The organism is uncultured Parasphingopyxis sp. (assembly GCF_937129435.1).
Lineage (GTDB): Bacteria > Pseudomonadota > Alphaproteobacteria > Sphingomonadales > Sphingomonadaceae > Parasphingopyxis.
The window spans coordinates 19,059-31,984 of record NZ_CAKZNF010000007.1 but is presented as its reverse complement, the minus strand read 5'-3'; the positions used below and the strand labels follow the sequence as shown (position 1 = coordinate 31,984).

12 protein-coding genes are annotated in these 12,926 nt (G+C 63.0%); 4 read left to right on the top strand and 8 right to left on the bottom strand.

Features of this window, described 5'->3' with window-relative positions; translation table 11 throughout:
* Positions 1 to 18 precede the first annotated feature (18 nt).
* The 4 genes from Q0139_RS01860 (at position 19) to hflX (ending at position 5,578) form a co-directional block, all read left to right on the top strand.
* Positions 19 to 2,286, top strand: coding sequence for an ATP-binding protein (locus tag Q0139_RS01860; RefSeq protein ID WP_298016433.1), 2,268 nt, complete (start codon positions 19 to 21; stop codon positions 2,284 to 2,286).
* Positions 2,287 to 2,288: 2 nt separating this feature from the next.
* On the top strand, positions 2,289 to 3,671 hold the full coding sequence (locus tag Q0139_RS01855; RefSeq protein ID WP_298016430.1) for a sigma-54 dependent transcriptional regulator: 1,383 nt from the start codon (positions 2,289 to 2,291) through the stop codon (positions 3,669 to 3,671).
* 117 nt (positions 3,672 to 3,788) lie between these two features.
* Positions 3,789 to 4,274, top strand: a complete 486-nt coding sequence (gene hfq / locus Q0139_RS01850; protein ID WP_298016428.1) for an RNA chaperone Hfq — start codon at positions 3,789 to 3,791, stop codon at positions 4,272 to 4,274.
* On the top strand, positions 4,271 to 5,578 hold the full coding sequence (gene hflX, locus Q0139_RS01845) for a GTPase HflX (RefSeq protein ID WP_298016426.1): 1,308 nt from the start codon (positions 4,271 to 4,273) through the stop codon (positions 5,576 to 5,578). Before hfq ends, hflX begins: the two co-directional genes overlap by 4 nt.
* On the opposite strand, the gene mazG is transcribed toward hflX, so the two are convergent.
* From mazG to Q0139_RS01805, 8 genes are read right to left on the bottom strand one after another with little or no spacing between them, the layout of a single operon-like run.
* On the bottom strand, positions 5,575 to 6,378 hold the full coding sequence (mazG, locus tag Q0139_RS01840) for a nucleoside triphosphate pyrophosphohydrolase (RefSeq protein ID WP_298016423.1): 804 nt from the start codon (positions 6,376 to 6,378) through the stop codon (positions 5,575 to 5,577). The two genes, hflX and mazG, sit on opposite strands and share 4 nt — an antisense overlap.
* A gap of 40 nt (positions 6,379 to 6,418) precedes the next feature.
* Complete coding sequence (locus tag Q0139_RS01835; RefSeq protein ID WP_298016420.1) at positions 6,419 to 7,012, bottom strand: TIGR02281 family clan AA aspartic protease; 594 nt, start codon at positions 7,010 to 7,012, stop codon at positions 6,419 to 6,421.
* The gene (locus Q0139_RS01830) at positions 7,009 to 7,773 is read right to left on the bottom strand and encodes an MBL fold metallo-hydrolase (RefSeq protein WP_298016418.1); all 765 of its coding nucleotides are present in this window, start codon (positions 7,771 to 7,773) and stop codon (positions 7,009 to 7,011) included. Before Q0139_RS01830 ends, Q0139_RS01835 begins: the two co-directional genes overlap by 4 nt.
* Positions 7,770 to 8,543: a TatD family hydrolase gene (locus Q0139_RS01825; protein WP_298016416.1), complete on the bottom strand. Its 774-nt coding sequence runs from the start codon at positions 8,541 to 8,543 to the stop codon at positions 7,770 to 7,772. The genes Q0139_RS01830 and Q0139_RS01825 overlap by 4 nt, the downstream gene beginning before the upstream one ends.
* Positions 8,544 to 8,579: 36 nt before the next feature.
* Complete coding sequence (metG, locus tag Q0139_RS01820) at positions 8,580 to 10,124, bottom strand: methionine--tRNA ligase (RefSeq protein WP_298016413.1); 1,545 nt, start codon at positions 10,122 to 10,124, stop codon at positions 8,580 to 8,582.
* Positions 10,121 to 11,131, bottom strand: a complete 1,011-nt coding sequence (locus Q0139_RS01815; protein WP_298016410.1) for a DNA polymerase III subunit delta' — start codon at positions 11,129 to 11,131, stop codon at positions 10,121 to 10,123. The genes metG and Q0139_RS01815 overlap by 4 nt, the downstream gene beginning before the upstream one ends.
* On the bottom strand, positions 11,128 to 11,751 hold the full coding sequence (tmk, locus tag Q0139_RS01810) for a dTMP kinase (RefSeq protein ID WP_298016408.1): 624 nt from the start codon (positions 11,749 to 11,751) through the stop codon (positions 11,128 to 11,130). Before tmk ends, Q0139_RS01815 begins: the two co-directional genes overlap by 4 nt.
* The gene (locus Q0139_RS01805; RefSeq protein WP_298016405.1) at positions 11,748 to 12,923 is read right to left on the bottom strand and encodes a D-alanyl-D-alanine carboxypeptidase family protein; all 1,176 of its coding nucleotides are present in this window, start codon (positions 12,921 to 12,923) and stop codon (positions 11,748 to 11,750) included. The genes tmk and Q0139_RS01805 overlap by 4 nt, the downstream gene beginning before the upstream one ends.
* Between the last annotated feature and the right edge of the window lie 3 nt (positions 12,924 to 12,926).

Genomic DNA, 12,926 nt, shown 5'->3' with positions numbered 1-12,926 from the left:
TGTGATACGCGCGCCACGATGGCGAGCGAGGCGACGCAGATCGATGCTGAGGAAGAGGGCGTTTTCGCCAGCTTGCGCGCGCGGCCATGGTTTATTCCGTCGATCGAGGTTGCGACGTCCGCGATCCTGATCGGCATTTGCGTTGCCGCCTATTTCATCCTGACCGGACAAGGCTCGACCGACGTCTTGCTGACGCCGTTCCTTACGGCGGCGCTGCTCGTTGCGATCCTCGTTCCGGCCATGTTGCTGATGGTGCTGATCGCGCGGCGCATCGCGCAGGGAAGGGCGGCGCGATCGCCGATCGGCGGCAAGGGGCGGCTTCATGTGCGCCTCGTCGCGCTCTTTTCGGCGATTGCCGCCGTGCCCACGCTTCTGGTCGTGATCTTCGCCTCGATCCTCTTCCAGTACGGCGTCGAATTCTGGTTTTCCGAACGCGCGCGCGACACGCTGGAAAATGCCGGCAGCCTCGCCCAGGATTTCTACATCGAGAGCCTGGAGGAGGTGGAGGCCGAGACCGTCACAATGGGTATGGACTTGGCTCCATTGGCCGAAAGACTTTCATTTGAGAGCCCTGAATTCCAAGACAATTTCGCGTTCCAAGTTTATGCACGGGAACTGTCCGACGCCACGATCTTCACCGTTGATGAAGACGGAGCGATCCAGACCGTTGCTCTTGTCAATCCCGACGAAGCATCGCTTGAACCGCGCCTTACCGCGGCGCTCATCGGATTGGTCGATGCCGAAAGCGAGTCGGCGCACAATGATGCGGGCAACCGCTTTGAAGCAATCGCCCAGTTCGGCGGAAACCCAGAATATCTGATTTATGCCTCGCGTGCTTCTGACCCGCAGATGCAGTTGCAGACCGAACGCGCCCAGGCGATTCTGAGCGATTACGACCAGCTGATCGATCAAGGCCGCGCCATGCAATTGCGGTTCAACGCGGCCTTGCTCGTCATTTCCTTGCTGATCGTTGCCGCGGCCATCTGGATCGCGCTAAATGTCGCGGATCGCCTCGTGCGGCCCGTAAGCGCGCTCGTCGAAGCCGCGCGCAAGGTTGCGGGCGGCGACCTCACGACCCGCGTCCCCGAGGTTGCCCGGCAGGACGAGATCGGCACGCTCGCCACGGCGTTCAACAGCATGACGGGGACGCTGGAGGGCCAGACGGCGGAACTGGTCACCGCAAACGACCAGCTCGACAGCCGCCGCGCCTTTACCGAGGCGGTTCTCTCCAGTGTCAGTGCAGGCGTCGTCTCGGTCGATGGTGGACGCCGGATCCGTCTCGTCAACAGCTCGGCGGCGGAGAAACTCCGTGCGAGGGAGGAGGAGTTGATGAACGCGGCGCTGGCCGATGTCGCGCCCGAACTCGACAAGCTTCTCGATGCGGGTGCCGGCCAGCAGATCATACAGCTTGCCGTCGACGGCGAGCCGCGGACGCTCGCGGTGCGCGTGGTCGCAGATCAGGGCGGCCATGTGCTGACATTCGACGACATCACGCAGCAGCTTCTCGACCAGCGCCGTGCCGCCTGGTCGGATGTCGCGCGCCGTATCGCGCATGAGATCAAGAACCCGCTGACGCCGATCCAGCTCGCCGCCGAACGCCTGCAGCGGCGGTTCGGCCAGCATGAGGATGCCGAGGCGGCAGGCGTCTTCGAGAAACTGACCGGGACGATCGTCCGCCAGGTCGGCGATCTTCGGCGCATGGTCGACGAATTTTCGTCCTTCGCACGGATGCCCAAGCCCGTGTTCCGGGAGGAGTCGGTGCTCGATCTCGCACGGCAGGCGCTGTTCCTTCACGAGGTCGCGCATCCGGAGATCGACTTCACGCTCGATGCGCCGGAGGATCTGCCCTCACTCGTCTGCGACCGCCGCCAGCTTGGTCAGGCGCTGACCAATGTCGTCAAGAACGCCGTCGAGGCGGTCGAGCAGAAATATGGGGAAGGGGAGTCGGGTGGCACGATTACGCTGACGGCCGAAGCGGACGATCATCGATTGTGTATCGAAGTGGCGGACAATGGCATCGGCCTTCCCGCCGAGCGCGAGCGTCTGACCGAACCCTATATGACGACGCGCGAAAGTGGCACGGGGCTGGGTTTGGCGATCGTCAAGAAGATCGTCGAGGAGCATTTCGGCACGATCGCCTTCACCGATCGTCCGGGCGGCGGCGCGCGTGTACGCATCATGCTCGATCTCGCGACGCTCGCACCGCTGACGGGGGGCGATGGCGGGGAAGGGGAGGACGATACGAATCTCTCCCGCCTGACCCGTAAACCCAAAGAGGAAGACTGATCATGGCGCTCGAAATCCTCGTCGTCGACGACGAACGCGACATTTGCGAGCTTGTGGCCGGCGTGCTCGAAGACGAAGGCTATGAGGCGCGCACCGCGACGAACAGCGACGAAGCGCTGGCGGCGATGGACGACCGCCGTCCCTCGCTCGTCCTGCTCGATGTGTGGCTGCAGGGATCGAAGCTCGACGGTCTCGACCTGCTCGACGAGATCAAGCGGCGCGATCCGACCCTGCCGGTCCTGATGATCTCGGGCCACGGCAATATCGACACCGCCGTTGCCGCGATCCGGCGCGGCGCCGTCGATTTCATCGAAAAGCCGTTCGAGGCGGCGCGGCTGCTGCATCTCGTGTCGCGCGCCACCGAAACCGATCGGCTTCGGCGCGAGAATGAGGCGTTGAAAGCGCGCGTCGGGCAGGAAGACGAACTCAACGGTAATTCGAGTGCGATCAACGGCGTGCGAGCGACATTGAAGCGCGTCGCCGGGACAGGTAGCCGCGTGCTGATCACCGGGCCCGCGGGCGTCGGCAAGGAAGTCGCCGCGCGATTGCTCCACAGCTGGAGCTCGCGCGCCGACGCGCCGTTTATCGTCGTCAGCGCGGCGCGCATGACGCCCGAGCGGATGGAAGAGGAACTGTTCGGCGCCGAAGACGAATCGGGGCCGCGTCCCGGCCTTCTCGAACAGGCACATGGCGGCACGCTGTTTCTCGACGAGATCGGTGACATGCCGCTCACGACGCAGGCGCGCGTGCTCCGTGTCTTGACCGATCAGCGCTTTACCCGGGTCGGCGGCCAGCGGATGGTGAATGTCGATGTGCGTGTCGTGTCGGCCACCGCCAAGGATCTGGAGCAAGAGATCGCCGAAGGCAGGTTTCGCGAAGACCTGTTCTACCGGCTGAATGTCGTGCCGGTACATCTCCCGCCGCTGGCGGAGCGGCGTGAGGATATTCCGGCGCTAATCGAACATTTCGCCGCGCGCTATGCGTCGGAAAGGCGGGTGCCGAATCCGGAAATTTCGGACGAGGCCATCGCCGCCATGCAGGCCTATGAATGGCCGGGCAACGTCCGCCAGCTCCGCAATATCGTCGAGCGGACGATCATCCTCGCGCCGGGCGATAGGATCGCACGGATCGATGTCGATATGCTGCCACCCGAGATCGTCGACGATCAGGTACCCATGGCGAGCAATGCCAATGCGGCCCAGATCATGGGCACGCCGCTGCGCGAGGCACGCGAGACGTTCGAACGCGAATATCTGCGTGTGCAGATTCGCCGCTTTTCGGGAAACATCTCGCGCACTGCGACGTTTATCGGGATGGAACGCTCTGCGCTTCACCGCAAACTCAAGTCGCTCGGACTGAACGAAAGCAAGAAAAGCGACGGCTGATTGCGCTTACGCTGCAGTGCACCTAGATTGTCGGGCAGGCGCGGATGTGCCTGATCGAAAGACGTCGATCAACGATGCCCCGCGGGCCGCGACCCGCCAATAACAGGAGCCGCTTCAATGGCTGACAAAGTGAACATCCTTCAGGACCTGTTTCTCAACACGCTGCGAAAGAACAAGACCCCGGTGACGATGTTTCTCGTCAAGGGTGTGAAATTGCAGGGTATCATCACCTGGTTCGACAATTTTTCCGTGCTGCTTCGGCGGGACGGGCAGTCGCAGCTCGTCTACAAGCACGCCATCTCGACGGTGATGCCAGGCGGGCCGCTCGACATGTCGGAGATCGCCGACGGCATCAAAAACAACAAGAAGCCCAGCCTGTTGCAGGAGATCTTTCTCAATGCTGTGAAGCGCGAGGAGGATCCTGTTACGATGTTCCTCGTCAACGGCGTGATGCTGCAGGGCGAAGTGGCGGCTTATGACCTGTTCTGCCTTCTGCTCAACCGCGACGGCCAGTCGCAGCTCGTCTACAAACATGCGATTTCGACGATCCAGCCGGACAATCCGGTCGATCTCGGGTCGACAGAGCCTGCCGAGGACGAGTGAGCCTTTTCGAACGCGGTGATGACGAAGGATTTGCGCGCGGTGCGCGCGCCTTCCTGATCTATCCCGATCTGGGATCTGATCATGCACGCGACGCCGAAGCGCGGCTCGACGAGGCCGCCGGTCTTGCCGAAGCGATCGGGATCGATGTCGTCGAGCGCGAGGCAGTCGCCGTCCGGCAGGTCCGCCCGGCCAGTCTGATGGGCAAGGGCCAGGTCGAGCGTCTCGCCGCAACGGCGCGCGCCGCAGAGGCCGAACTGGTCATCATCGACGCGGCGATTACGCCGATCCAGCAAAAGACGCTCGAAGAGGAGATGAAGGCCAAGGTCATCGACCGAACCGGATTGATCCTCGAAATCTTCGGCGAGCGAGCCGCGACGGCCGAAGGGCGGTTGCAGGTCGAACTCGCGCATCTCGATTATCAGGCGGGCCGGCTCGTGCGGTCATGGACGCACCTCGAGCGGCAACGAGGCGGCTTCGGCTTTCTCGGTGGCCCGGGCGAAACGCAGATCGAGGCCGACCGCCGGATGATCCGGGATCGCATGGCCAAGCTCCGTAAGGATCTGGAGCAGGTGCGTAAGACACGCAGCCTGCACCGGGCGAGGCGGCAGAAGGCGCCGTGGCCGGTGATCGCCTTGGTCGGTTATACCAATGCCGGAAAATCGACACTTTTTAACTGGATGACGGGAAGTGACGTCATGGCGGAAGACCTGCTCTTCGCAACGCTCGACCCGACGATGCGAGAGATTTCCCTGCCCGGCCTCGACAAAGCGATCCTGTCGGACACGGTGGGATTCGTATCCGACCTCCCGACGCAGCTTGTGGCCGCGTTTCGCGCGACGCTCGAAGAGGTTAATGCCGCGGATCTGATCGTCCATGTCCGCGATATCTCGCATTCCGAGAGCGAGGCGCAGAAGGCGGATGTCGAAAATGTCCTCACCGAAATCGGTGCGATCGGGGAGGGGGATAGCGCGCCGATGATCGAGGTCTGGAACAAGATCGACCGGCTCGACGAAAGCGACCGCAAGCTGCTCGAGGACATGGCGGAGGACCGGCGCGATATCGCGATGGTGTCGGCGCTGAGCGGGGAGGGTGTCGATCCGCTACGCGAGCTGATGGCTGCGACGCTCGATCTCGGCAGCGCCGTGCATCATGTCGACCTGCCGCTGGCGGATGGCGAGAATCTCGCCTGGCTGCACCGCAACGGCAATGTTCTCGCGCAGGATGTCGACGGCGATACGCTGCACATCGACGTCAAGCTCTCGCAGATCGACTGGGAACGCTTTCAGGGGCGAATCGCCGTCTAGCGAGGTTGCTTGGCGCGCTGCCACAACGCTTCCTTTTCCTCGAGTGACAAGCCGGCAAAGGCATCGCCGGCCTGATCTTCCATGGACTTGAAACGGCGTTCGAACTTGGCGTTCGCAGATCGCAGTGCCGCTTCCGCATCGACGCCGAGATGGCGCGCATAGTTGACGACAGCGAAGAGAAGATCGCCAATTTCTTCAATATGTTCCGCCTCGGACTTCGCAGCGGCGATCTCGTCCAGTTCTTCGGCGATCTTTGCCCTGGGGCCGTCGGCATCGGGCCAGTCGAAGCCGGTACGGGCGGCGCGTTTCTGAAGCTTTTCGGCGCGGAGCAGGGCGGGGAGGGCGCTCGCCACCCCATCCAGCGCGCTGTCACTGCCCTTCTCCGCCCTCTCCTGCTCCTTGATCGCCTCCCAGCCCGGCGCCGCGTCTCCGTTGCCGAACACATGCGGATGGCGCCGGACCATCTTGCCGTTGATCGCGTCGATGACGTCGGCCAGCGAAAAATGACCGGATTCTTCGGCCATGCGCGCGTGGAAGACGACCTGGAGCTGCAAGTCGCCAAGTTCGTCCTTGAGCGCGTCTATATCGCCGCGTTCGATCGCATCGGCGACCTCATAGGCTTCCTCGATCGTATAAGTCGCGATCGTCCCGAAATCCTGGGCGACATCCCATGGACAGCCCGTTTCCGGATCGCGCAACGCCCGCATGATATCGGCAAGCGCGAGCAATGCGCCGCCTGCGTTATCATGGCGTTTCGCCAGCTCTTCCGCGGCCGAGGGGGCTCCGGGGGGCTTTGTCATATAATCCCGATAATATACATTATGTTAAATTTAATTGCATTCATGGCGTCAGGACGAGCCAGTCCCCCTCGACGCTCCAGCTCGACAAGGACGAAAGAAAATTCATGCCAATGACGTTCATGCCGCCGAATTCCTCGGCGACGATGATACCGAGATCTTCGCGCCGGATCGTGCCGACGCGAAAATCGGCAACGCGACCGCGGAACGCTTCGATCGGGCCATTCGCTGTCGTGATAATCATCGGAAAGCCGTTATCGGTCTCGATGCCGGCGCGTCGCGCTGCGCCGATCGACAGCGCCGTGATGGACGCGCCGCTATCGACGAGGAAACGTTCCTCATGCCCATCGATGGTCGCATTGACCCAGAAATGGCCGTCGGCCGATTTGCGGATGCGCATCGTTTCGCCCTCGGCCACGGCTTCGGGCGGATCGATTTCGTGCCAGACGCGCAGCGCTGCGGCCTTGATATCGTTGCGAAAGGCATAGCCGGTCAGGCCGACCGCGAAAATCACGATCCAGGCCAGCGCCATCTTGATCGTCTGGCCCCAGGGCATCCGCCGCGCGCCCAGCGCACTGACGACGAGCACCAAGGCGCCGATGCCCCAGATCAGCCCGACGCCCTCATTTCCGCTCAAATTTCGATCTCCATCCCGTCAAATCCGGGTTCTACGCCCTTGGGCAGTTCTCCCACCAACGTCGCATAGTCCATCGAGTGATCCATATGCGTCAAGATCGCCCGCCCCGGCCTTGCCTCGTCGATCCAGCCCAGGACCTGGGAGAGATGCGGATGCGTCGGATGTTCGCGTCGCCGCAGCGCATCGACGACCCAGATATCGGCCCCGGCGACGCACGCACGCGCCTGAGCGGGAAGTGCTGTAAAGTCCGTTGTATAAGCGATTGAATGACCGGCATATTCAAAGCGCAACGCAGCAGAAGTGATCGGCCCGTGCGGCATGTCGGCGACGCGCAACCGCACGCTGCCGAGCGCCGCATGATCGCTGAGCTCAAAGGCTTGTGCATAGGCGGGATATGGCCCCTTCCCTTCGAACGCAAACGGGAAACGCGTGGTGATCTCACGCAATGCGGGGCGGCGCGCATGGCACGGCACCGGGCCGCCCAGTGCGAAATAGAGCTGCCGCAGCTCGTCGATGCCGTGACAATGGTCGGCATGCTCATGCGTCCAGATGACATGGTCGACCCGGCCGATATCGTTGCTCAGCAGCTGCTGGCGCAGGTCCGGACCGGTATCGACGAGGATATGCGTGTTGTCGGCCTGTATCAGGATCGACGATCTCAGGCGGCGGTTCTTCGGCTCGTTCGGGTCGCACGCACCCCAGTCATTGCCGATGCGCGGGACGCCCGACGATGTGCCGCATCCTAGGATCGTGACCTTCACGCCGTCTTGTCGAACAGCGTGTGAAAATTGCGGGTCGTATAGGCGGCCAGCTCGTCAACGGATTCACCACGCAAATCCGCCAGAAACGCGGCGGTGTCGGCCACGAAGGCCGGCTCGCACGTCTTCCCGCGATTGGGAACCGGCGCCAGGAACGGAGAATCGGTCTCGATCAGCAGCCGGTCCGCCGGCAGTTTTGCGGCCGTTTCCTGCAGGTCCTTTGCGTTCTTGAACGTCACAATGCCTGAAATCGAGATGTAAAAGCCGAGATCGAGCGCCTTGTCGGCGAATTCGTGGCTCGCGGTAAAACAGTGGATGACGCCTTTATAATCGCCCTTCCCCATTTCCTCGGTCAGGATCTCGGCGGTATCCTCTTCGGCATCGCGCGTATGAACAATGAGCGGCAATCCCGTCTCACGACATGCCGCTATATGGCTGCGAAAGCTGCGTTTTTGCTGTTCGCGATCCGAATGCTCGTAATAATAGTCGAGCCCCGTTTCGCCGATTGCCACGACGCGCGGGTGATCGGCCTTCGCGACGAGCTTGGCGGTATCGACGTCTGGATGGGCATCGGCTTCGTGCGGATGAATGCCGATCGAGGCCCATACATCGCCTTCGCGCTCCGCCGTGCCGATGATGTCGTCCCATTCGCGCTCGCGTGTGGAGATGTTGAGCATTGTCGAAACGCCGCGATTCCGCGCGCTTTGCAGCACGTCGTCCTGGCGCTCGACCAGGCCCTCGTAATTCAGGTGGCAATGGCTGTCGACGAACATGGGCCCGAGATAGGTGTCCCGTCCCGCTCTGTCACCCTAGCTTTCGACGAGTTCCAGCCGTGGAAAGACGCCCTGCGGTTGCGGAAGCGCCGTTCCCGGCTTCAGCGGCGTCTCGAGCGCCACGAAATCGCGGGCGTCGTCGCCCTGCCCCAGCTGGTCGAGCAAGGCGTCGGCCGAGGACGGGATCGCCCATCGCGCAAGGATCGCGAGCCGGCGTACCGCTTCGGCGCAGCGATAGAGGATGGCGTCCGCACGGTCCGGATCCTCCTTGCGCACGGACCAGGGCTGCTGCTCGGAAATATAGAGATTGGCCTCCCCGACCCCGCGCCAGATCGCCTCGAGCGCATTATGGAGGGCGAATGACGTCATGGCGTCATCGACCTGCGCCGGGATGTCCGCCAGAAGTGACGTCAAGGCGTCGTCCTCGGCCGTGGAAGCGCCGATTTCCGGGACTTTGCCGTCGCAATTCTTGGCAATCATCGACAGGGTGCGCTGCGCCAGGTTGCCGAGATCGTTGGAGAGATCGGCATTGCAGCGCGTCACCAGCGCCTCGTCGCTGATGCTCCCGTCCTGGCCGAAACTGACTTCGCGCAGCAGGAAATAGCGGAACGGATCGACACCATAGCGCGTCGCCAGCTCCATCGGGTCGACGACATTGCCGGCGGACTTGGACATCTTGACGCCCTTGTTGAGTACGAAGCCATGGCCGAAGACCTTCGACGGCAACGGCAATCCCGCGCTCATCAGGAAGGCCGGCCAATAAACCGTGTGGAAGCGGACGATATCCTTGCCGATAATGTGAACGCTTTCGGCGCCCTCGCCCCAGAATTTGGCGTAGAGACCGCTTTCATCGGGGAAATCGAGGCCGGTGAGATAATTGGTCAGCGCATCGACCCAGACATACATGACGTGCGCCTCGTCGCCGGGCACCTTCACGCCCCAGTCGAAGCTCGTCCGCGACACGGAAAGGTCGCGCAATCCGCCTTCGACAAACCGGACGATTTCGTTACGGCGGCCGCCGGGTTTCAAAAAGTCCGGATTGTTCTCGTATAATTCCAGTAACTTGTCCTGATATTTGGAGAGCTTGAAGAACCAGCTTTCCTCGACCGTCCATTCGACCGGCGTTCCCTCGGGCGACAGCTTCTCGCCACCCTCCCCTTCGACCAGCTCCTTTTCGTCGTAATAGGCCTCGTCGCGGACCGAATACCAACCTTCGTAGCGATCGAGATAGAGGTCGCCCCTGTCCTTCATCCGCTGCCAGATCGCCTGGGCGGCGGCGTGGTTCGCCTCTTCGGTCGTGCGGATGAAACGATCATATTTCACGTCAAGAACGTCGCACATCGTAATGAAATACGGCGTCATTTCATTGGCGAAGTCGCGCACCTCGACGCCGCGGTCACGTGCCGTCTTGACCATTTTCAGGCCATGCTCGTCGACCCCGGTCTGGAAACGCACGTCGCGTCCCGCGAGCCGGTGATAGCGGGCGATGGCATCGGTCGCGATCGCTTCATAGGCATGGCCGATATGCGGCTTGCCATTGGGATAGCTGATCGCGGTGGTGATGTAGAACGGCTTGGTCATGGTCGGGGTTCATGGAGCGAGGCGAGCATTCCGGCAAGCGTGAACACGGTGCTTTGCGGGTCGAGCGAAAGCGGGCCGGCGCTGCCGGCGAGATGGCGGGCTTCGTCCCATGCGTCGAGCGAGCGGGCGAGTGCCCTGCCTCGCTGCCGGCGTGCATGGCGGGCGATGGCCAGCGGCGCGCGCAACAAAAACGCTTCGTAGCGGGGCTGCGCCTTTTTCAGCGCCAGTTGTTGCGCCAGTTTCGAACGCTTGCTCCCATCCGCATCGCCATAGGCGACGATGTCATCGATGGTTCGTTCGAGATCGCCGATATCGAGCCCTGCGAATTCCAGTGCCTTGCCGGGTGACCCGTTTGCGGTTCCGATCAATTCGGCGATGTCGTCGGGTGACAGATCGGGCTCGGCCTGTCGCAACGCGGCGGCCATCGCCTGATCGTCGAGCGGGCCGAAGCGCAGCGGGCGGCACCGCGAACGAATCGTCGGCAGCAACCGGCCCGGATTGTGGCTGACGAGCAGGAAGACGCATTTCGCCGGCGGCTCTTCGAGGTTCTTCAGCAGCGCATTGGCTGCTGATCGCTCCATATCGTCGATGGCGTCGATGACGATGACGCGGCGATCGGAAAGCGATGGCGTCGAGCCGAGAAGCGGCTGGAGCGCGCGGACCGATTCGATCGGGATGTTGCGCGCCAGCTCCGCATCGGGATCGCGTTCGTCGAGCGGCTTGGACCGCTCCTTCTTGTCCTTGGGCGGTCGCGTGAGGCAGCGATAGTCGGGATGGCTGTGCGCGTGGATCAGCTTGGCGATACGGTGATCGGAAGCGACCTCGAGGCCCGGCCCCTGCGGCGGCGGTCCGGCCGCTTCCGCCAGCAAGCGTAGCGCGGCCATATCGGCGAAGGTCCGCTTACCGACGCCGCGCGGGCCGGTCAGCAGCCAGGCGTGATGGAGCCTGTCGCCCTGCATCGCGGCGGCGAAGGCGGCGATCGCCTCGTCATGGCCGAACAGCGTCATAGGAGCCGCTCGCGCACAGTAGCGCGGATCCGTTCGGCCACATCGTCGATCGGCTGGCTGGCATCGATGACGGCAAAGCGATCGGGCTCGGTCTCGGCAAGTTCGGCAAAGGCCTGAGCGACCTTCTCGTGGAACTGCGCATCGCGGACGCTGAAGCGGTCATCCTGCTCGCCATCGCGCTGCGCGGCGCGGCGCGTTCCGGTGTCGACATCGGTTGCCAGCAGGATTGTAAGGTCGGGCATGTGGTCGCCGATCGCATCGGCATTGATCGCGCGCACCCGTTCGACGCCCAATCCGCCGGCCGCGCCCTGATAGGTGAGCGAAGAATCGATGAAGCGGTCGCAGACCACCCATTTTCCGTCGCCGATAGCGGGCGCAATGACGTTTTCGACATGGTCGGCGCGCGCTGCGGCAAACAAATACGCTTCGGATAGCGCGGAGAGCGGCGTATCCGGATCGAGGATCAGTGCGCGGATCGCATCGGCACCGGGCGTTCCCCCCGGCTCGCGCGTTTCGACCACCTCTTCGCCCTGTTCGCGGAGCCATTCCCCCAGTTTGCGCGCCTGGGTCGACTTGCCGGCGCCTTCGCCGCCTTCCAGCGTAACGAAGTGCCCGGTCACGCGAGCCCCAGAAGCGACATCAGCCCGGCCCAGACGCGGCCGAAAAAGCCTGCTTCGGCCACCGCTTCCTCGGCAACCAGCGGAATGCGCTGCGGCGGCATATCCGGCGTGCGGATGACAAGGTCGGCGATATGCTGGCCTTGTGCAATCGGCGCGCGCACCGGGCCTTGATACACAATCGTCGCGCTCTCGATATCGCCGGCGCCCTGCGGGACGGCGAGCGAAAGATTGCGCGGTGCGACGAGGCCGACCTCGCCTGCACCGCCCAGCTGCACCTGCGCCGATCCGATCCGGGCTCCACGATTCGCAAGCGGGCGAAGCTGCCAAGCGTTGAAGCCCCATTCCATGAAACGGCGCGATTCGGCGATGCGGCCGCTATAGGAGTCGAGGCCCGCCACGACCATCACGAGACGGCGCCCGTCCCGCTCGGCCGATCCGGTGAAGCCATAGCCGGCCTCCTCGGTGTGCCCCGTCTTGAGGCCGTCGGCGCCGCGGACCGAACCCATGATCGGATTGCGGTTGGGCTGGGTGATCGGCTCTCCGCCCATCGTCTCACCCCAGGTAAAATCGCGCCGGCCGTAGAATTGCGCATACATTTCGGGATAGCGGCGGATCGTCGCGGCGGCGAGCCGGGCGAGGTCGCGGGCGCTGACATAGCTGCGTCCCTCGTCGGGCCAGCCGGTCGCGTTGCCGAAATTACTGTTACTCAGTCCCAGTTCCTCGGCCTTGCGATTCATCAGCGCGGCAAAGGCGGTCTCGGTACCCGAAATACATTCGGCGAGAACAACGCTCGCATCGTTCCCCGACACCGTGACGATACCGTAGAGCAGGTTTTCGACGCTGACCTGTTCTCCGGGCGACAGGAACATCGTCGATCCCGCGCTCGGCCCGTGCCATTCGCGCCAGGTTTCGGGGCGGACCGTGCAATTCTGCTGCAGCGTGATCTCGCCCTCGTCGATCAGGTCAAAGGCGACATGCGCCGTCATCATCTTCGCCATCGAGGCGGGTGGAATGCGGCGATCGGCGTTGCGCGAGAAAAGTATCGCACCTGCCGTCATATCGTAGAGGAATGCGACCGGTGCGCCGTCGTCATAGGAAGGGCGTTGGGCGTTGGCCGCTGGAACAAGGAAAAGCGCCCCGATCAGGGCGAAAAATGCGGATACTCGAAACATGAC

Excerpts from the sequence above, each read along its gene's own strand:
- Q0139_RS01860 (WP_298016433.1), top strand. The coding sequence starts at position 19 with ATGGCGAGCGAGGCGACGCAGATCGATGCTGAGGAAGAGGGCGTTTTC.
- Q0139_RS01815 (WP_298016410.1), bottom strand. The coding sequence starts at position 11,131 with ATGACGCTGTTCGGCCATGACGAGGCGATCGCCGCCTTCGCCGCCGCG.
- hfq (WP_298016428.1), top strand. The coding sequence starts at position 3,789 with ATGGCTGACAAAGTGAACATCCTTCAGGACCTGTTTCTCAACACGCTG.
- metG (WP_298016413.1), bottom strand. The coding sequence starts at position 10,124 with ATGACCAAGCCGTTCTACATCACCACCGCGATCAGCTATCCCAATGGC.
- Q0139_RS01805 (WP_298016405.1), bottom strand. The coding sequence starts at position 12,923 with ATGTTTCGAGTATCCGCATTTTTCGCCCTGATCGGGGCGCTTTTCCTT.
- Q0139_RS01855 (WP_298016430.1), top strand. The coding sequence starts at position 2,289 with ATGGCGCTCGAAATCCTCGTCGTCGACGACGAACGCGACATTTGCGAG.
- Q0139_RS01825 (WP_298016416.1), bottom strand. The coding sequence starts at position 8,543 with ATGTTCGTCGACAGCCATTGCCACCTGAATTACGAGGGCCTGGTCGAG.
- mazG (WP_298016423.1), bottom strand. The coding sequence starts at position 6,378 with ATGACAAAGCCCCCCGGAGCCCCCTCGGCCGCGGAAGAGCTGGCGAAA.